Origin of the sequence: Brevibacterium sp. Mu109 (assembly GCF_900169375.1) — a bacterium.
In the GTDB taxonomy this organism is placed as follows: Bacteria; Actinomycetota; Actinomycetes; order Actinomycetales; family Brevibacteriaceae; genus Brevibacterium; species Brevibacterium yomogidense_A.
Window position 1 is genome coordinate 110,266 of the sequence record NZ_FXZF01000002.1, and the last position, 18,515, is coordinate 128,780.

An 18,515-nucleotide genomic window follows, 5' to 3' on the forward strand; every position below is an offset into this window, starting at 1 on the left:
TCCTGGTGGTTCCGAGTGTGCTGAGCAGGGTCTGTGGGGACCCGATCAGCCCAGGGAACCCTCCATCTGCAGTTCGATCAGCTTGTTGAGTTCGAGTGCGTACTCCATGGGGAGCTCACGCGCGATCGGCTCGATGAACCCGCGCACGATCATCGCCATCGCCTCGGTCTCCTCCATCCCGCGGGACATGAGGTAGAAGAGCTGGTCCTCACTCACCTTCGACACCGTCGCCTCGTGGCCGAGGGTCACGTCGTCCTCGCGGATGTCGATGTACGGGTAGGTGTCCGACCGCGAGTTGTCATCGACGAGCAGCGCATCGCACAGCACGTTGTTCGAGGACCCGTGCGCACCGGGGTGGATGTGGACGAGGCCTCGGTAGCCCGAACGGCCTCCGGCGCGTGCCACGGACTTCGCGACGATCGACGACTGCGTGTGCGGCGCGGCGTGCACCATCTTGGAACCGGTGTCCTGGTGCTGTCCCGCACCGGCGAACGCGACCGACAGCGTCTCGCCGCGCGCGTACTCGCCCGTCAGCCAGATCGCCGGGTACTTCATGGTGACCTTCGAGCCGATGTTGCCGTCGACCCATTCCATGGTCGCGCCCTGCTCTGCGATCGCACGCTTCGTCACGAGGTTGTACACGTTGTTCGACCAGTTCTGGATCGTCGTGTACCGGACGCGGGCGTCCTTCTTCGCGATGATCTCGACGACTGCGGAGTGCAGCGAGTCCGACTTGTAGATGGGTGCCGTGCAGCCCTCGACGTAGTGGACGTAGGAGCCCTCGTCCGCGATGATCAGCGTCCGCTCGAACTGGCCCATGTTCTCCGTGTTGATGCGGAAGTAGGCCTGGAGCGGGATCTCGACGTGGACGCCCTTGGGGACGTAGACGAACGAGCCGCCCGACCACACGGCGGTGTTCAGCGCGGAGAACTTGTTGTCGCCGGAGGGGATGACCGTCCCGAAGTACTCCTGGAAGATCTCCGGGTGCTCCTTGAGGGCGGTGTCCGTGTCCATGAAGATGACGCCCTGGCGCTCGAGCTCCTCATTGATCTTGTGGTAGACCACCTCGGACTCGTACTGCGCGGCGACGCCCGCGACGAGGCGCTGCTTCTCCGCCTCCGGGATGCCGAGGCGGTCGTACGTCGTCTTGATGTCGTCGGGGAGGTCCTCCCAGGACTGCACCTGGCCCTCCGTCGAGCGCACGAAGTACTTGATGTCATCGAAGTTGATGCCGGAGAGGTCGGCACCCCACGACGGCATGGGCTTCTTCTCGAAGAGCTTCAGCGCCTTGAGCCGGCGCTGGAGCATCCAGTCCGGCTCGTCCTTGATCGCGGAGATGTTCCGGACGACGTCCTCGCTGAGACCGCGCTCCGCGGTCTCGCCGGCCTCGTCCTTGTCGTGCCAGCCGTACTGGTAGGCACCGATGTCCTTGAGCTCGGGGTTGAGCTCGAGGATCCTGTTGGTCTCGGCGGTGTCGGTCACCGTGAACCTCCTTGCCTGGGGTCCGTGCCCGGCTCGCCGATGAGGGGACGAGCCAGTGCGGACGTGGGGATGTGTGTGGTGCAGACGTGTGCGCCGCCCGCAAGGGTCGACAGTCGGCGCACATCGACGCCGACGTACTCGGACAGCACCCCGAGCTCCGCTTCGCAGAATTCGGGGAAGCGCTCGGCGACATTCCTGATGGGGCAGTGACCCTGGCAGAGCTGCATCGCCTCCATCGGCGTACCGGCCGCGACCGGTGTCGCCGATGCGGCGAAGCCCTCCCGATCCAGCGCCCGGGCGAGCCGACGCGAGCGCTCCGCGACGGTCCCCTCCCCCTGGGCGCCCTGCCGGTAGTCGGGCAGACGATCGCGCAGGCGCTCCCGCAGACGATCCGTATGCTGCCGGACGAAGCCCTCGACGAGCTCCGGTCCGGCCGCATCCTTGACGTACTCCAGCACGTCGACTGCGAGTTCGTCGTAGGTGTGCGAGATCTGTGCGTGGCCGGCTGAGGTGACGGTGTAGTGCCGTGCCGGGCGTCCCCGACCGGCACGCTGGCCCGCGAGGGCCCTGACCTCGATGAGGCCGTCGTCCGTGAGTGCGTCGAGATGGCGTCGGATGGCGGCTGCGGTGAGCCCCATCATCTTCGCCAGCGACGACGCGGAGATCGGCCCGTGGTCCAGGACGGCGCTCAGCACGCGCTGGCGGGTCCTGCCGTCTTCGGTCGGCAGCGCTTCTGCTGCAGTCACGGAACCTCCTCACCAGTCAGTGCACTCGTTTGTGCAACAAGTCTCTGACGTAATTGTACTGCTGTAAACGTCGGGGGTCACCCACTGTGTTCCGTGCACCCTGTCGCGTCCGTCACGTATGCGTCCCGGCGAACGCGACACAGTACAGTGTGGTGCCTATGAGCACCCTCCCCCTGTGCGTCGAGCGCATCGCCCTGTCGTACGGCCGGTCCACCGCCGTCGAGGACGTCTCACTCACCGCTCAGGAGGGACAGGTCCACGCACTGCTGGGTCCCAACGGCGCTGGGAAGTCCTCGACGATCGCGTGTGCGGTGGGACTCCGCACACCGCGTTCCGGCACCGTGAGGATCTTCGGGCTCGACCCCGACCGCGACCATGCGCGGACCGCCGACCTCACAGGGGTCATGCTCCAGGACGGCGGCCTGCCGATGTCCGCCAAGCCCGTGGCCGTGCTGCGGCACCTCGCCCGCCTCTACCGGGATCCGGCTGACGTCGACGACCTGGTCGGCCGACTGGGCATCGACGCGTTCGCGGACAGATCGATCAGACGACTCTCCGGCGGACAGCGCCAGCGCGTCGGGCTCGCCGCTGCACTCATCGGCAGCCCGCGCCTCGTCTTCCTCGACGAGCCGACCGCGGGGCTCGATCCGCAGGCGCGCATCGCCGTGGACGAGGTCGTGCAGGACCTGCGCGCAGCAGGTGCCGCGATCGTCCTGACCACCCACGACATGGCCGACGCGGAACGGCTCGCGGACTTCGTGACGGTCATCGATCACGGCCGCGTGATCGCGCACGGCACCGTGCCCGGGCTGACGGGGACGGAGGCGGGCGATGCTCCCGGGAAGACCGCCCGGATCGTCCTGGACGGTGATCCACCGGAGTCCGCACTCATCGCACTCGCAGCGGAGGGGACCGTCCATGTCGAGGGGAACGTCATCACGCTGGACGCACGCCCCGCGGCATCGGATCTCCACCGGGTCACCGGCGTGCTGGCGGACCACGCGCTCGACGTGCGCTCCTTCGACTACCGCGGCAAGTCGCTCGGCGACGTGTTCCTCGAGCTGACGGGGAGGAGCCTCCGGTGACGGCAACAGACTCGCTGCGCCGCGTCATGGCGCAGACGCGCTTCGAGACGCTCGCGGTGCTCCGCAACGGCGAGCAGCTGCTGCTCGCCATCATCCTGCCTCTCATCATCCTGTTCGGACTGGGCCGCACCGCGGTGCTGTCGTCGCTCACGGACCTGCCGGCGGCGGTCTCCGAGGTGCAGTACGCGGGCGCCGGCGTGCTGGGCGTTGCCGTCGCCTCGATCGCGTTCGCGGGACAGGGGATCCAGACCGCGTTCGACCGGCGGTACGGAGTGCTCCGGCAGCTCGCCACCACTCCGCTCGGTGCCGCGGGTGTCATCTGGGGCAAGCTCGGCGCCGTGCTCTGCGTACTCGTCGTCCAGTCGACGCTGCTGCTCGCCGTCGCCGCCGCTCTGGGACTGTCCTTCAGCACGCTGAGCTGGCCCGGCATGATCCTCTCGCTGTTGGCGGGCGCCGCGGCCCTCGTGTCCTGGGGCGTCCTCATGGCCGGCACGCTGCGGCCGGAGGCCACGCTCGCCGTCGCGAACCTGCTCTGGGTCCTCATGGCCTCGGTCGGCGGCCTGCTCTTCCACCGGGAGGGTCTGTGGGGACAGGTGATGGAGTTCCTCCCACCGGGAGCACTCGGCACGGCTCTGCGCGCCTCCGTCGTGGACGGCGCGATCGCGTGGCCGTCACTGGGGATCCTGGTGGTGTGGGCGGTGCTCGGCACCCTGGCCGCGCGGCGCTGGTTCTCCTTCGACTGAGACCCGCTGGTTCCGGCGGAACTGAGATCCGCAGTCCCACCGCCTGCTCCCGAGGCGCACCTGCCCGAGTGCTCCCAGTAGAATGCTGACCGCCCGTCTACACGACCCGAGTGAGGACACACGCCCGTGACGTCGAGAATCGACCGCATCCTGGCCTGGATGATGCTCAGCGCCCAATCGCTCATCATCCTCACCGGCGCCCTGGTGCGACTCACCGGCTCCGGCCTGGGCTGCCCCACCTGGCCGCGGTGCACGGCGGACTCGCTCACCCCGCACGGCGAGCTCACGATGCACTCCGCGATCGAATTCGGCAACCGGCTCCTGGGCGTCAGCCTGGGAGTGCTCGGAGTCGTGACCATCCTCCTCCTGCTCCGCAGGTTCCGCACCCGGCCCGACCTCGTGTGGTTCGCCGTGGGGCTCACCGCCATCGTGCCCGTCCAGGCCGTGATCGGCGGCGTCACCGTCCTCACCGGCCTCAACCCCTGGGTGGTGGCGGGACATTTCGTGCCGTCCGCCGCCGCCGTCGTCGTGTCGGTCCTGTTCGTCCGCCGCACCTACGATTCGGGCGGTCCCTCGCACCCTGTCGGATCGCGGCCGACGCGCGGCCTCGCGTGGACGGCGTTCGTCCTCACCTGGATCACCGTCCTCCTGGGCGTGCTCGTCACCGGTGCGGGGCCGCACGCCGGCGACGAGCTGAGCGCGCGCAACGGCCTGGACACGCTGCTGATGGCCCGCCTGCACGCCGCCCCGGTCTGGGCGCTCGTGGCTGTGACCCTCGTGATGATCGTCCTCACGCAGCGGGCCGTGCGGCAAGGCCGGCCCCACGCTCGGGCGCTCCGCCGCCCGGTCATCGCTCTTGCGCTCGTGGTCGTGGCCCAGGGCCTCATCGGGTACGTGCAGTTCTTCACCGGTGTGCCCGAGGTCCTGGTGGCACTGCACATCGTCGGAGTGTGCGCAGTCCTGGCTGCGGCCGCCTGGCTGGTCGACGCGCACTACCAGCGGCCGCCCCAGCAGGCGGGACCCGCGACGCCGGCTGCGGACGGCGAACTCCGCAGGCCGTCCTCCTCTGCGGCCTGAGCTGTCCGGATCACCTGCGGCAGGACCCGATGACCCCGTGCGTCTCCCTATGACGTCGGGAGTCCGGAATATGACGAACATGCAGTGCTGAACCATCCCTTCCGTGGATGCTTGACGCGCGAGCCCCCGGCTCGCGTCCCATGCACCGACCGAAGGGAACACCATGTCAGCACCGATCTCCCCCGTCGCGGATCTGGCGTCACCGCTGAAGTTCGCGTACTGGGTGCCGAACGTCTCCGGCGGCCTCGTCATCTCCACCGTCGAACAGCGCACGGACTGGGGCATCGACTACAACCGGACGCTCGCCCGCACCGCGGAGCGGCTGGGGTTCGAGTACGCGCTCACGCAGACGCGCTACCAGGCCAGCTATGGCGCGTCGGAACAGCATGAGGCCACGAGCTTCTCGCTCGCTCTCCTGCTCGCGACGGAGAGGCTCAAGGTCATCTCTGCCGTCCACCCGGGCATGTGGCATCCCGGGGTGCTCGCGAAGTTCATCAACACCGCTGACCAGCTGTCAGGCGGACGCGCAGCCGTCAACGTGGTGTCCGGCTGGCTGAAGGACGAGTTCACAGGGTTCGGCCTCCCCTGGCTCGAACACGATGAGCGCTACGTCCGCACGGACGAGTTCATCCGAGCGCTGCGAGGCATCTGGACGCAGGAGGACTACTCCCAGCACGGTCGCTACTACTCGATCGACGGAGTGAGTCTCAAACCCGGACCAGTCGACGTGCCGGGGCGCGCACACCCGGACGTCTTCTTCGGCGGCAACTCATCGGCGGCACAGGCGACCGCCGGTCGCGTGGCGGACTGGTACTTCTCGAACGGTCGCACGCTCGAGGACTACGCCGATAACGTCGCAGGCGTGATCGCGGCTTCCCAGTCCGGTGAGCGGAGCGCCCCGGTCGCACCGCGGTTCGGCATCAACGGGTTCGTGATCGCTCGCGACACGCACGACGAGGCGGTCGAGCAGCTGCGAGACATCGTCGGCAACGCTCACCGCCCCGCGGTGGAGGGCTTCCAGCGGTCCGTCCAGCACGCGGGGGCGTCGACCGGGGACAAGAAGGGAATGTGGGCGGATTCGTCCTTCGAAGACCTCGTGCAGTACAACGACGGTTTCAAGACCGGTCTGATCGGCACGTTCGACGAGATCGCCGACAGGATCATCGAGTACAAGAAGCAGGGAGTGAATCTGCTCCTGACGGCGTACCTCCACTTCCAGGAGGAGCTCACGACGTTCGGCGAGGAGATCATCCCCCGCGTCCGTGAGCGCGAAGCGCGGCTCGCCCGCGAGAACGGTGTCGAGCTCCGCTCCGACGACGCCGCGGAGGCCACAGCCGCCTGAGCTGCCCGCCACAGAGAAACGTCCCCGCGGGGACGCAGAGTCCGAGATCTCGGACTTCGCGTCCCCGCGGGGACGTTCTCATCAGGCCCAGGGGTTGAGGAACGGGTCGATCGCCACTGCGAGGAAGAGCACGGACAGGTAGGTGATCGATCCGTGGAAGACGCGCATCGCACGCAGTCGTGTACCGGACAGCCCGGCCTTCGCGCGCTTGATGAAGGCGATGCACTCCCAGAGGAACCAGGCCCCAGCCGCGACGGAGGCGATGATGTACACCGGGCCCATCGGCGCGACGGCGATGAGCGCGAACGACGCTGCCAGCATCGCGACCGTGTACCAGATCATCTGCTTGGCGACGTTCGTCGGCGGGACCTTGTTCGGCAGCATCGGCACATCCGCCGCTTCGTAGTCCGCCTTGTACTTGATGGCCAGCGGCCAGTAGTGCGGCGGCGTCCAGAAGAAGACGACCAGGAACAGCAGCAGCGGCTCCCAGCTGAGCGAGCCGGTGACGGCGGACCAGCCGATGAGCACGGGCATGCAGCCCGCGGCTCCACCCCAGACGATGTTCTGGGTCGTGCGACGCTTGAGGACGAGCGTGTAGAACACGGCGTACAGGAGGATCGCGATGGCAGTGAGGCCGGCTGCGACCCAGTTCGTGAAGCCGCCCAGCCAGAAGATCGAGCCGAAGCCCAGCGCGAAGGCGAAGATGGTCGCGGCGCGCGGTGTGATCTCACCGGTCACGAGCGGACGGTTCTCCGTGCGTCGCATCTTCGCGTCGATGTCGCGGTCTGCGATGCAGTTGAAGACGGAGGCCGAGGCCGCTGCCGCCGCTCCGCCGATCAGCGTCGCGACGACGAGCCAGAGGTTCGGCAGGCCGCGCTCCGCGAGGAACATGACGGGTGCGGTCGTGACGAGGAGCAGTTCGATGACGCGCGGCTTGGTGAGCGCGACGTAGGCGCGGATGGTGTCACCCAGCGACCCTGTGCCGCGCGCTCCTGCGCGCCGTTCGTCGATCGTCCGCTGCAGAGGCTTCTCTTCTGCGGAGTGGTTGTGCGCGGGGCGATGAGGGAGAGACACGGTGTCGGCTGCGCCTTCCTGGTGGTGGGGTCGTCTGATTGATTCTATCCCTCGTAGAAGAGTTCTGCACATGCACTGCACAACCGGCGCGTCCCGGTAGAGTGAGGCCCGTCAGTGCCCTCCCGACGTGGGCGGGCAAGCAGCCTTCCTGAAGGAACGAATCGCGCGCATGACCAGCACGAGCAGCCTCACGTGGTCCTCTCTCGACAGCCGGGCCGTCGACACCGCACGACTCCTCGCCGTGGACGCGGTGGAGAAGGTCGGGAACGGGCATCCCGGGACGGCCATGAGCCTCGCCCCCGCCGCGTACTACCTCTACCAGCAGGGCCTGGTCCACGATCCGGCCGATCCGGCCTGGGTCGGCCGCGACCGCTTCGTGCTGTCCGCGGGGCACTCGAGCCTCACCCAGTACATCCAGCTCTTCCTGTCGGGCACCGGACTGGAGCTCGATGACCTGAAGGCTCTCCGCACGTGGGGCTCACTCACCCCGGGCCACCCCGAGGTCGGCCACACCGCAGGAGTCGAGATCACCACCGGTCCCCTGGGGTCCGGCCTGGCCTCGGCGGTCGGGATGGCCATGGCGCAGCGCCGTGAGCGCGGTCTGTTCGATCCTGAGGCACCTGCCGGCGAATCCGTCTTCGACCACCGCGTCGTGGTCATCGCCGGTGACGGCGACCTGCAGGAGGGAGTCTCCGGCGAGGCGTCGTCACTGGCCGGCACCCAGCAGCTGGGGAACCTCGTCGTGCTGTGGGACGACAACCGGATCTCGATCGAGGACGACACCTCCATCGCCTTCACCGAGGACCCCGAGGCCCGGTACGCGGCATACGGCTGGCACGTGCAGCATGTGGACTTCACGCACGGCGGTGCGGAGTACCGCGAGGACGTCGATGCCCTCCACGACGCGTTCGAGGCCGCGAAGTCCGATCCGCGTCCCTCCTTCATCCGCCTGTCCACGATCATCGGCTGGCCTGCACCGAACGTGCAGAACACCGGGGCAGCGCACGGCGCCGCACTCGGAGCGGACGAAGTGGCGGCGACGAAGGAGCTGCTCGGGTTCGACCCGGAGAACAGCTTCATCGTCGAGGATGAGGTGCTCGCGCACACACGCGCGGTGGGCGACCGCGGAGCCGCCGCGCACGCCGACTGGACCACCCGGTTCGAGGCCTGGCGCGCGGCTCACCCCGAGCGCGCCCAGTTGTTCGACCGTCTGCAGTCCGGCGACCTCCCGGACGGACTGGCAGACGCGCTGCCCGCCTTCGAGGCCGGTGCCTCGATCGCGACCCGCGCGGCCTCCGGCACCGTCCTGAACGCGATCGCGCCTCTCATGCCGGAGCTGTGGGGCGGTTCGGCCGACCTCGCGGGATCGAACAACACCCTCGTGAAGGGCGAGCCGTCGTTCCTGCCCGTTGAGCGCTCCTCGACGATGTTCCCGGGCAACCCCTACGGCCGGAACCTCCACTTCGGAGTCCGCGAGTTCGCTGCGGGGCTCGTCTGCAACGGCATCGCGCTGCACGGTCCGACCCGTCCCTACAACGGCACGTTCCTGGTCTTCAGCGACTACCAGCGACCCGCTGTGCGCCTCGCGGCGCTGCAACAGCTGCCCAACATCTTCGTGTGGACGCACGACTCCATCGGCGTCGGCGAGGACGGTCCCACCCACCAGCCGGTCGAGCACGTGAGCGCACTCCGTGCGATCCCCGGACTGGACGTGGTCCGGCCCGCCGACGCGACGGAGACGGCCGTCTGCTGGCTGCGCGTCCTCGAGCGCGCCGACGGCCCCTCCGGCCTGGTCCTCACGCGCCAGGGCCTGCCGGTCCTCGACCGGACCGCAGTCGCGGATGCCGACGGTGCGCGCCGCGGTGCGTACGTGCTCGCGGACAGTGAGGGCGAGCCGGACGTCATCCTCATGGCCTCGGGCTCCGAGGTGCAGCTGGCACTCGCAGCACGCGAGGCACTCGCAGCGGAGGGCACCCGCGCCCGCGTCGTGTCCGTCCCCTGCATGGAGTGGTTCGAGCAGGAGACGCCGGAGTACCGGGAAGAGGTCCTGCCGTCATCGGTGCGCGCACGCGTGAGCGTCGAGGCGGGCATCGCCCAGAGCTGGCACCGCTGGCTCGGCACGCACGGGCGTGCCGTCTCGCTCGAGCACTACGGCGCGTCCGCCGCCGGAGCGCTCCTCTTCGAGAAGTTCGGGTTCACCGCCGAGGCCGTCGCCGGCGCCGCCCGCGACACACTGGCCGCCGTCTCCGGGAAGGCATGATGCAGCAGAACGCACCGCTCGCAGAACTGAGCGCCGCCGGCGTCTCCGTGTGGCTCGACGACCTGTCGCGCACGCGCCTCGAATCGGGGTCGCTGGCCGAACTGGTCGAGACGCGCTCGATCGTCGGAGTCACGACGAACCCGACGATCTTCGCATCCGCGATCGCCTCCGACGCCGCGTACACGGAGCAGACGGACGAACTGGCACGGGCCGGGGTCTCCCCCGAGGAGGCGATCGACGCGCTGACCGTGGCCGACGTCCGTGCGGCCTGTGATCTGCTCGAGCCCGTCTGGCAGCGCACAGAGGGCGCCGACGGGCGCGTCTCCCTCGAGGTGTCCCCGTCCCTGGCCCACGACGGCGAGGGAACGATCGAGGCGGCCAGCCGTCTCGCCTCGGCCGTGGACCGTCCCAACGTCATGATCAAGATCCCCGCGACTGAAGAAGGCGTCTTCGCCATCCCTCGTGTCCTGGAGCGCGGGATCAGCGTCAACGTCACGCTGATCTTCAGCCTCGACCAGTACCGGAAGGTCGTCGAGGCCTACCTCTCCGGACTCGAGCGGGCCCGCGAGGCCGGAGTCGACCTCTCGACCCTGCACTCCGTCGCCTCCGTCTTCGTGTCCCGGATCGACGCGGAGGTCGATGCCCGTCTCGCTGCGATCGGCACGGAGCAGGCATCCGGCCTGCGGGGCGAGGCGGGACTGGCCAACTGCCGACTCACTCACCGCGTGCGCTCGCAGGTGTTCGACTCGGAGCGCTTCCGAGTCCTCGAGGCCGCAGGCGCCCGCGCACAGCGGCTGCTCTGGGCCTCGACGGGGACGAAGGATCCCTCCTACCCGGACACGATGTACGTGACCGGGCTCGTGACGCCGGACACCGTGAACACGATGCCGGAGAAGACCCTCGACGCGTTCGCCGACCACGGCACCGTCGGCGGTGACTCGATGCCCGGCACCTATGTCGCGGCCGACGCGCACTTCGACTCGCTCTCCGGGCTCGGCATCGATTACGCCGACGTGATGGACAAGCTGGAGCGCGAGGGCCTCGAGAAGTTCTCCGCGAGCTGGGACGAGCTGGTCGCCACAGTGGCCGGTCGGCTCGCGGGTGCGGACGGGACAGACGCGAGCGGCACAGCCTCGGGCCGCTCCGACGAGTGAAGGAGCAGTGATGACCACAGACATCGGATTCCCGGCCCCCGACGTGTTCGAGGCGGAGCTGACCCGCATGGTGGACCTGCGCCTCGCCTCCCGCATCGCGCAGCGCGATGCGACGGTCTGGGGCCCGGAGGCCGCAGAGCTCGCCGCGACGCGTCTGGGCTGGACCGACCTGCACACGCGCGCCGCCGGACTCATCGAGCAGATCGACACCCTGCGCGCCGAGCTCGCTGAGGACGGCGTCGACCGCATCATCCTCGCGGGGATGGGCGGTTCGTCCCTGGGCGCAGAAGTCATCGCACGAGCACACGATGCGGACCTGGTCGTCCTCGACAGCACGGACCCGCTGGCCATCTCCGCGCTCAGCGATGGCGGGGACCTCGAGCGGTCGGCCATGGTCGTCGCCACGAAGTCCGGCACGACGATCGAGACGGTCTGCGCGGCCTCGGCGTTCGCCCAGGCCCTGCTGGCCGCGGGCATCGAGCCCCGCGGCCGACTGATCGCGGTGACGGACCCCGACACCCCCATGGCCGAGCAGGCGCTGGAGGAGGGATGGCGCCGCGTCTTCCTCACGGATCCCAGCGTCGGGGGGCGCTACAGCGCACTCGCCGCGTTCGGGCTGGTCCCCGCCGGGCTCGCAGGAGCGGACGTCCAGCAGGTCGTCGACGAGGCCGCCGCGGTCGCAGACGCAGTGCGCACGGACGATCCGGACAATCCTGCTCTGCGCATCGGTGCGCTGCTGACGGCCGCGCACGCTCGCGGCGTGCGCACCCTGGCGATGGCCGCGACCGACGATTCCCTCGCCGGGCTCCCGGGCTGGCTCGAGCAGCTGATCGCTGAGTCGTCCGGCAAGGACGGGGTGGGCATGCTTCCCGTCGCGTGCGGATCCGTGGAGGCGCCCGGCTTCGAGGACGCGCACGCGGCCACCGCGCTCGGGTACCTCGGACCGGCGATCGGGACGCATCAGCCGATCTCCGGTGTGGCCGTCTCCTACGAGGCCCCGCTGGGCTCTCAGCTGCTGGTGTGGGAGACCGCGACCGCGCTGCTGTGCGCGGGCATCGGCGTCGATCCCTTCAACCAGCCGGATGTGGAGGATGCCAAGGAGCGTGCACGCGCCCTGCTGCAGTCCGATGCGTCAGCGCAGGACGACGACGAGGCCGCACCGACCCTCGTCGATGGTCCCGTCATCGTCCGGGCGCTGGAGAGCGCACCGGTGTCCGCCGGTGAGGACGCCCCGGGGCGCACAGCGACGGACTCCGATGCAGACGAACCTGCGGGTGCCGGCGATGCCGGGCAGTCTCTCGCCTCGACCGTCGCCGGCCTCTTCCCGTCCCCGGACGACGAGGACGGCTACCTCGCCGTGCAGGCGTTCCTGAGTGCCGAGCACGATGAGGCCGCGGCCTCGCTGCGCGAACTGCTCGCCCGGAAGTCGGGTGGAACCGTCACCTTCGGATGGGGGCCTCGGTACCTCCACTCGACGGGCCAGTTCCACAAAGGCGGGCGTCCTGATGGGACGTTCCTCTTCATCTCCGCTGATCCTGACTCCGGACCGACGGTCGACGTGCCCGAGGCCGGCTTCGACTTCGCCCGACTGCAGACCGCTCAGGCCGACGGCGATGCGCAGGTGCTCGCGGACCTCGGCCGCCGCGTCGTCCATCTGACGCTCACGGACCGCCAGGCCGGCGTGGCGCATCTGCTCGCCGCGATCGAATCGCTGCCCGATGCGGCACCGCGCCGGCCCGAGGACGAGGTCGCTGCGGCCGAAGAGCCCTCGGAAGCCGGAGACGAAGGAGCGGATCCCGTCGACACGGTGGACGCAGCCGACGACGTGGACGCCGTCGATGAAGCGGACGCCGCCGATGAAGCAGACGCCATCGATGAGGCTGATCCGGTCGGCGAGGTCGACAGCATCGCTGAACCGGACGCCCATGCTGAATCGGACGCCCCCGTCGAATCGGAGGTCTCAGCGGAGACGGACGAAGCAGCGGACACCGTCACGGGAACCGATACGGACGAGCGCGCCCGCTGACGCTGCTCCGCAGATGACGACGTCTCTGCAGACGACGAAGGCCCGGAGGAGAAATCCTCCGGGCCTTCCGTGTGCGGTGCTGGTTCAGGTGAAGCGGACGACGACGCCGAGAAGGATGATGCTCGCCACCCAGACGATCGCCACCAGCGTGGTGAACCGATTGAGGTTCCGCTCTGCGACACCCGACGAACCGAGCGACGAGCTCATACCGCCGCCGAACATGTCCGACATGCCTCCGCCCTTCCCCTTGTGCATGAGGATGAGAAGGATCAGGAAGGCACTGGTGAGGGTGAGGAGCGCGATCAGCGTCCAGTTGAGGATCTCCATAATGACCTCAGTCTACTCGGTGTACTGCGGCGATGAGGTCAGCGAATCCCGTCGGGTCGAGACTGGCTCCCCCGACGAGTGCTCCGTCGACGTCGTCGGCTGACACGATCGCGGCGGCGTTGTCCGTCTTGACGCTGCCGCCGTACAGGATTCGTGTCGAATCGCCGCATGTCGTACCGTGCGTCTCGACGACGCGCGCGCGGATGGCAGCGGCCATCTCCTGCGCCTCGGCCGGGCCGGCGGTCTCTCCCGTGCCGATGGCCCACACGGGTTCGTAGGCGATGACGAGTCCTGCCAGGTCATCTGCCGAGGAGCCGTCGAGTGCGGCATCCACCTGTGCCAGGACGTGGCTGATGTGGTCCCCGGCCCGGCGCACGTCGAGCGCTTCGCCCACGCAGAGGATGGGAGTCAGGCCGTGCCGCAGGGCTGCGGTGAGCTTCGCGCGCACCTGCGCGTCGTCCTCGGCGTGGTGCTCCCGCCGTTCGCTGTGCCCGACGAGGGCGTACTGGCAGCCGAGTCGTGTGAGGAACGCACCGGAGACGTCTCCGGTGTACGCGCCCGCGTCGTGCTGTGAGAGGTCCTGGGAGCCGTAGGCCAGATCCATCTTCTCGCCCTGCACCAGGGTCTGGACGGAGCGGATGTCCGTGAAGGGGGGCAGCAGCGCGACGTCGATGGCGCTGAGATCCACCTTCGCGTCCCGCAGTGCCCAGGCGAGCTTCTGCACGAGTGTCAGTGCCTCGAAGTGGTCGAGGTTCATCTTCCAGTTCCCCGCGATGAGCGGAGTGCGCTGCGCCTGTGCCTGCGCTGGTGTCTGTGCCTGTGCCTGTGCCATGAGTCATCCCTCCAGGACGTCGAGGCCGGGGAGGGTGCGCCCCTCGAGGAATTCGAGCGAGGCGCCCCCGCCGGTCGAGATGTGTCCGAAGTCAACGTCCGCGAAGCCGAGTGCGCGGACCGCGGCGGCGGAATCGCCGCCGCCGACCACGGTCAGCCTGCCGTCCGCGCGACCGCCGCGTGCGCTCGTGAGTGCTTCAGCCACCGCCTTCGTGCCTGCGGCGAACGCGGGGAACTCGAAGACGCCCATGGGGCCGTTCCAGAACACCGTCTGCGCGGAACGGATCCGCTCCGCATAGGCGGCGGCCGCGCGCGGTCCGATGTCCAGTCCGAGTGCGGCCGCTCCGGCGGGCGTCGATTCGAGCGCGTCGACCTCGACCGTCCAGTGGTCCGCGTCGCGGTCGAACGAGGCCGCCATGACGATGTCCTGGGGCAGGAGGATCTCCACGCCCTTCTCCGCGGCCTTGGCCAGGTATCCCCGCACCGTGTCGAGCTGGTCCTCCTCCACGAGACTCGCCCCGATCGCATGGCCCTGCGCCTTGAGGAACGTGAACACCATCCCGCCGCCGATCGCCAGCAGGTCGGCACGGTCCAGCAGGCTGTCGATCACGCCCAGCTTGTCCGAGACCTTCGATCCGCCCAGCACCACGGCATACGGGCGGGCCGGGTCCTCCAGCAGCCTGCGTGAGACCTCCACCTCAGCGGCCACGAGTCCGCCCGCGTAGGCCGGGACGAGGCGCGCCACATCGAAGACGCTCGCCTGCTTGCGGTGGACTACGCCGAACCCATCCGACACGAAGAGATCCGCGAACTGTGCGAGCTGCCGGGCGAACGCTCCGCGCTCCGCATCGTCCTTCGCCGTCTCCCCCGCGTTGAACCGCAGGTTCTCCAGCAGGACGACGTCGCCGTCGGCGAGTGCATCCACCGAAGCCCGGGCCGACTCCCCCACCGTGTCCGACGCGAAGGCGACGGGCCGTCCGATCTCCTCGGCCAGGGCCTCGGCGACGGGAGCGAGCGTCAGCTCGGCCACCGGTGCGCCCTTCGGCCTTCCCAGGTGGGCGACGACGATCACGCGGGCCCCGGCCTCGGCGAGCGAGCGGATGGTCGGGGCCGACGCCGTGATCCGACCGCGGTCCGCGATGGCGCCGTCCGCCAGGGGGACGTTGAGGTCGCTGCGCACGAGCACGCGCCGGCTCGCGACGTCGACGGAGGGAGTGAGGGTCAGCATGGGGTTCCTTTCGGGCTGGACGCGGGCCTGGACGGCCTCAGGAGAGCTCTGTGCCGATGTACGCGGCGAGGTCGAGCAGACGGTGCGAGTAGCCCCATTCGTTGTCGTACCAGGCGATCACCTTGATCTGGTCGCCCACCTGCTCCGTGAGCAGGCCGTCGACGACCGCCGAGTGGTCGTCCATGACGATGTCGGAGGAGACGATGGGGTCCTCGGTGTAGGCCAGGATCCCGGCGAGCTCGCCTGCCGCGGCGTCGCGCAGCAGCGCGTTCACCTCGGCGACATCGGTCGCCCGTTCCGGGGTGAAGACGAGGTCCACGAGCGAGCCTGTCGGGACCGGCACGCGGACGGCGATGCCGCTGAGGCGTCCGTCGAGCTCCGGCAGGACCCGGCCCACCGCGGCGGCGGCGCCGGTCGTGGTCGGGACGACATTGACCGCAGCGGCCCGCGCACGGCGGGGGTCCTTGTGGTTGCCGTCGACCAGCCGCTGGTCGCCCGTGTACGCGTGCACCGTGGTCATGAGGCCCGACCGGATGCCGACGCCCTCATGCAGTACCTTCGCGACCGGTGCGAGGCAGTTCGTCGTGCACGAGGCGTTCGAGATGATCGTGTGCTGGGCCGGGTCGAAGTCCGTGTGGTTGACGCCCATCACGAACATCCCGTCGATCCCCTTGCCGGGCGAGGAGAGGATGACGGACTTCGCGCCCGCCTCCAGGTGGCCCCGGGCCTGATCAGCGGTCTTGAAGCGACCGGTCGCCTCGATGACGATGTCGACGCCGTATTCGGCCCACGGGATGTCTGCGGGGACGGAGTGGTCCGTCGCGCGGATGCTGCGGCCGTCGACGATGAGGGAGCTGTCGTCGTGCGTCACCTCCGCGCCGATCCGGCCCCAGACGGAGTCGTACTTCAGCAGGTGGGCGAGTGATCCGTTGTCGGTGAGATCGTTCACCGCGACGACGTCGACGCCGTCCGCGGCCAGTGACTGGCGCAGGAAGGACCGTCCGATGCGTCCGAAGCCGTTGATGCCGATGCGAGTGGTCATGGGTGGAGCTCCTCTCATTCCTCTTCGAGCATCTCCGATGTGAGGTGCGCGTCCGTGCCGGGGATGCCTATCTCCTCCGCCCGCTTGTCCGCGGTCGCGAGGAGTCGTCGGATGCGACCGGCGACCGCGTCCTTCGTCATGACGGGATCCGCGAGCTGGCCGAGCTCCTCGAGAGAAGCCTGCTTGTGGGTGAGCCGCAGCGTCCCCGCATAGCGGAGGTGCTCTGCCACGTCGTCGCCGAGGATCTCCAGCGCCCGTTCGACGCGCGCCCCGGCGGCCACCGCGGCGCGTGCCGACCGGCGCAGGTTCGCATCGTCGAAGTTCGCCAGGCGGTTCGCGGTCGCCCGCACCTCGCGGCGCATGCGGCGCTCCTCCCAGACCAGCACAGCATCGTGGGCACCCATCCGGGTCAGCAGTGCCGCGATCGCGTCGCCGTCGCGGATGACGACGCGATCGGTGCCGCGCACCTCGCGCGCCTTCGCCGTGATGGAGAGGCGACGAGCGGCTCCCACCAGTGCGAGCGCCGCCTCCGGACCGGGGCAGGTGATCTCCAGTGCCGCAGAGCGACCCGGTTCCGTGAGGGATCCGTGCGCGAGGAAGGCGCCCCGCCACGCGGCCTCGCAGTCGGCCACCGCGCCGTTGACGATGGTCGACGGGAGTCCGCGCACGGGGCGGCCCCGGGCGTCGAGCAGGCCCGCCTGCCGCGCGAGTGCGGCGCCGTTGGCGGTCACGCGGACCATGTACCTGCTCCCCCGCCGCAGGCCGCTGCCCGTGATCGCGATGATCTCCGATGCGTGCCCGAAGAGATCGTGGATCTCCCCGCGGAGTCGCCGAGCGGCGGCGGCGGTGTCCAGCTCCGCCTCGATGAGGATGGATCCGCCCGACAGGTGCAGGGCCCCGGCGAACCTGAGCATCGCCGACACCTCCGCCTTCCGGGCGGACACCCGCATCACATCGAACCGAGCGACCTCGTCCTTGACCTGCGCGGTCAGTGCCATGGGCACTCCGCCTCCTTCGTTCTGTCGTCCGTCACCACTGCTCCTCCGCGAGCAGCCCGGAGTCCAGCAGCATGTCACGGTAGCAGGCCGCCAGCTTGAGGCTGTCGTGCTGGCGGGGCCGCCGTGAGGTGAGCGGATGGGTGCGCACCGTCGCCCCGAACAGCGACGCGGCGATGTCGACGAGCGCGGGCTCGCCCGCCGCGGCCACCGCATCGACGAGGACGTAGTCGAGTCTGAGCTCCGGTGCATGGTTGTGCAGGGACTGCAGGTGATCGACCAGGGACAGATCCGCCGTCTCCCCCGGTGCGGCACCCAGATTCAGCGTGAGCGTGCGCAGCGCGTCCGATTCGCAGATCGCCCGGGCCAGATCCGGCACCAGGAGGTGCGGCATAACCGATGTGTACCACGAGCCGGGCCCCAGGTTGAGGACGTCGGCCTGCTGGACGGCCGCGATCGTCTCGCTGCGGGCCGGCGGGGAGCCGGGGTCCAGTCGCACCTCGGTCACTCTGCCGGGCGTCGCCGCCAGGACGGACTGACCGCGGATGACCGTCGTCGGTTCGTTCGGAGCGGACTGGACGTCCGCCTCGATCGTCAGCGGCAGCGACGACATGGGCAGGACCCTGCCGTGGGCGCGCAGCAGTCGGGCGATCCAGTCGAGTCCGACCACATGGTCGTCGTGGATCTGCCACAGCGCCGCGATGAGGAGGTTCCCCACAGCATGCCCCTCGAGAGAACCGGCAGACGTGAAGCGGTGCTGGATCACGTCGCGCCAGACGCGTCCCCACTCCCCGTCGTCGCAGAGCGCCGCGAGCGCCATCCGCAGATCTCCCGGCGGCAGACCGCCCAGTTCACTGCGGAGCCGGCCCGATGACCCGCCGTCGTCTGCGACCGTCACCACCGCGGTGAGGTTCTCCGTGATGAGGCGGAAGGCGCGCAGCGCCGCGTAGAGGCCGTGACCGCCGCCGAAGCTCACGATGCGCGGCTCGTCCCTGCGCCCGTGCTCGTCGTGCTTGCGGCCGAAGACGCCGCCCAGCAGCAGCGGCAGCTCTTCGGTACTGGGGGCCCGCCCCATGTCAGGTGCTCCGTGTGCGCTCATGATC

Annotated in this window: 16 protein-coding genes; 7 read left to right on the forward strand and 9 right to left on the reverse strand. The window is 69.4% G+C overall.

Annotation, left to right across the window (positions count from 1 at the left end; genetic code table 11):
• Positions 1-45: 45 nt before the first annotated feature.
• Positions 46-1,482, reverse strand: coding sequence for a Fe-S cluster assembly protein SufB (sufB, locus tag BSP109_RS01860; RefSeq protein WP_257944513.1), 1,437 nt, complete (start codon positions 1,480-1,482; stop codon positions 46-48).
• On the reverse strand, positions 1,479-2,228 hold the full coding sequence (locus tag BSP109_RS01865) for a metalloregulator ArsR/SmtB family transcription factor (RefSeq protein ID WP_101599199.1): 750 nt from the start codon (positions 2,226-2,228) through the stop codon (positions 1,479-1,481). Before BSP109_RS01865 ends, sufB begins: the two co-directional genes overlap by 4 nt.
• A 158-nt stretch (positions 2,229-2,386) precedes the next feature.
• Here BSP109_RS01865 and BSP109_RS01870 point away from each other — a divergent pair, with 158 nt between their 5' ends.
• From BSP109_RS01870 to sfnG, 4 genes are all read left to right on the forward strand, one after another.
• The gene (locus BSP109_RS01870) at positions 2,387-3,313 is read left to right on the forward strand and encodes an ABC transporter ATP-binding protein (protein WP_101599200.1); all 927 of its coding nucleotides are present in this window, start codon (positions 2,387-2,389) and stop codon (positions 3,311-3,313) included.
• Positions 3,310-4,056: an ABC transporter permease gene (locus BSP109_RS01875; RefSeq protein WP_257944514.1), complete on the forward strand. Its 747-nt coding sequence runs from the start codon at positions 3,310-3,312 to the stop codon at positions 4,054-4,056. The genes BSP109_RS01870 and BSP109_RS01875 overlap by 4 nt, the downstream gene beginning before the upstream one ends.
• A 126-nt stretch (positions 4,057-4,182) precedes the next feature.
• Complete coding sequence (locus tag BSP109_RS01880) at positions 4,183-5,133, forward strand: heme A synthase (protein ID WP_101599201.1); 951 nt, start codon at positions 4,183-4,185, stop codon at positions 5,131-5,133.
• Positions 5,134-5,296: 163 nt separating this feature from the next.
• Positions 5,297-6,475 carry a dimethylsulfone monooxygenase SfnG gene (gene sfnG, locus BSP109_RS01885; RefSeq protein ID WP_101599202.1) on the forward strand — a complete coding sequence of 393 codons (1,179 nt, stop codon included), beginning with the start codon at positions 5,297-5,299 and terminating at the stop codon, positions 6,473-6,475.
• A gap of 81 nt (positions 6,476-6,556) precedes the next feature.
• Here sfnG and BSP109_RS01890 read toward each other — a convergent pair whose 3' ends face one another.
• Positions 6,557-7,549 (reverse strand): heme o synthase, encoded by a 993-nt coding sequence (locus tag BSP109_RS01890; protein ID WP_180959591.1) that lies wholly within the window; start codon positions 7,547-7,549, stop codon positions 6,557-6,559.
• Positions 7,550-7,718: 169 nt separating this feature from the next.
• Between BSP109_RS01890 and tkt the strand changes: the two genes are divergently transcribed.
• From tkt to BSP109_RS01905, 3 genes are read left to right on the forward strand one after another with little or no spacing between them, the layout of a single operon-like run.
• Positions 7,719-9,809: a transketolase gene (gene tkt / locus BSP109_RS01895; RefSeq protein WP_101599203.1), complete on the forward strand. Its 2,091-nt coding sequence runs from the start codon at positions 7,719-7,721 to the stop codon at positions 9,807-9,809.
• Positions 9,809-10,963 (forward strand): transaldolase, encoded by a 1,155-nt coding sequence (tal, locus tag BSP109_RS01900; RefSeq protein WP_101599204.1) that lies wholly within the window; start codon positions 9,809-9,811, stop codon positions 10,961-10,963. Before tkt ends, tal begins: the two co-directional genes overlap by 1 nt.
• A 10-nt stretch (positions 10,964-10,973) precedes the next feature.
• Positions 10,974-12,989, forward strand: coding sequence for a glucose-6-phosphate isomerase (locus BSP109_RS01905; RefSeq protein ID WP_101599205.1), 2,016 nt, complete (start codon positions 10,974-10,976; stop codon positions 12,987-12,989).
• Positions 12,990-13,073: 84 nt separating this feature from the next.
• Here BSP109_RS01905 and secG read toward each other — a convergent pair whose 3' ends face one another.
• The 6 genes from secG to yvcK are packed head-to-tail and all read right to left on the reverse strand — an operon-like array spanning position 13,074 to position 18,511.
• Positions 13,074-13,316: a preprotein translocase subunit SecG gene (secG, locus tag BSP109_RS01910; RefSeq protein WP_087007353.1), complete on the reverse strand. Its 243-nt coding sequence runs from the start codon at positions 13,314-13,316 to the stop codon at positions 13,074-13,076.
• 7 nt (positions 13,317-13,323) lie between these two features.
• Positions 13,324-14,148, reverse strand: coding sequence for a triose-phosphate isomerase (gene tpiA, locus BSP109_RS01915; protein ID WP_101599206.1), 825 nt, complete (start codon positions 14,146-14,148; stop codon positions 13,324-13,326).
• Between the two features lie 3 nt (positions 14,149-14,151).
• Entirely contained in the window at positions 14,152-15,375 is a 1,224-nt protein-coding gene (gene pgk, locus BSP109_RS01920; protein ID WP_101599207.1) for a phosphoglycerate kinase, read from the reverse strand.
• Between the two features lie 37 nt (positions 15,376-15,412).
• Positions 15,413-16,417, reverse strand: coding sequence for a type I glyceraldehyde-3-phosphate dehydrogenase (gene gap, locus BSP109_RS01925; protein ID WP_101599208.1), 1,005 nt, complete (start codon positions 16,415-16,417; stop codon positions 15,413-15,415).
• Between the two features lie 14 nt (positions 16,418-16,431).
• Positions 16,432-17,415, reverse strand: coding sequence for a DNA-binding protein WhiA (gene whiA / locus BSP109_RS01930; RefSeq protein WP_087007345.1), 984 nt, complete (start codon positions 17,413-17,415; stop codon positions 16,432-16,434).
• Between the two features lie 31 nt (positions 17,416-17,446).
• Complete coding sequence (gene yvcK / locus BSP109_RS01935) at positions 17,447-18,511, reverse strand: uridine diphosphate-N-acetylglucosamine-binding protein YvcK (RefSeq protein WP_087007343.1); 1,065 nt, start codon at positions 18,509-18,511, stop codon at positions 17,447-17,449.
• Between the last annotated feature and the right edge of the window lie 4 nt (positions 18,512-18,515).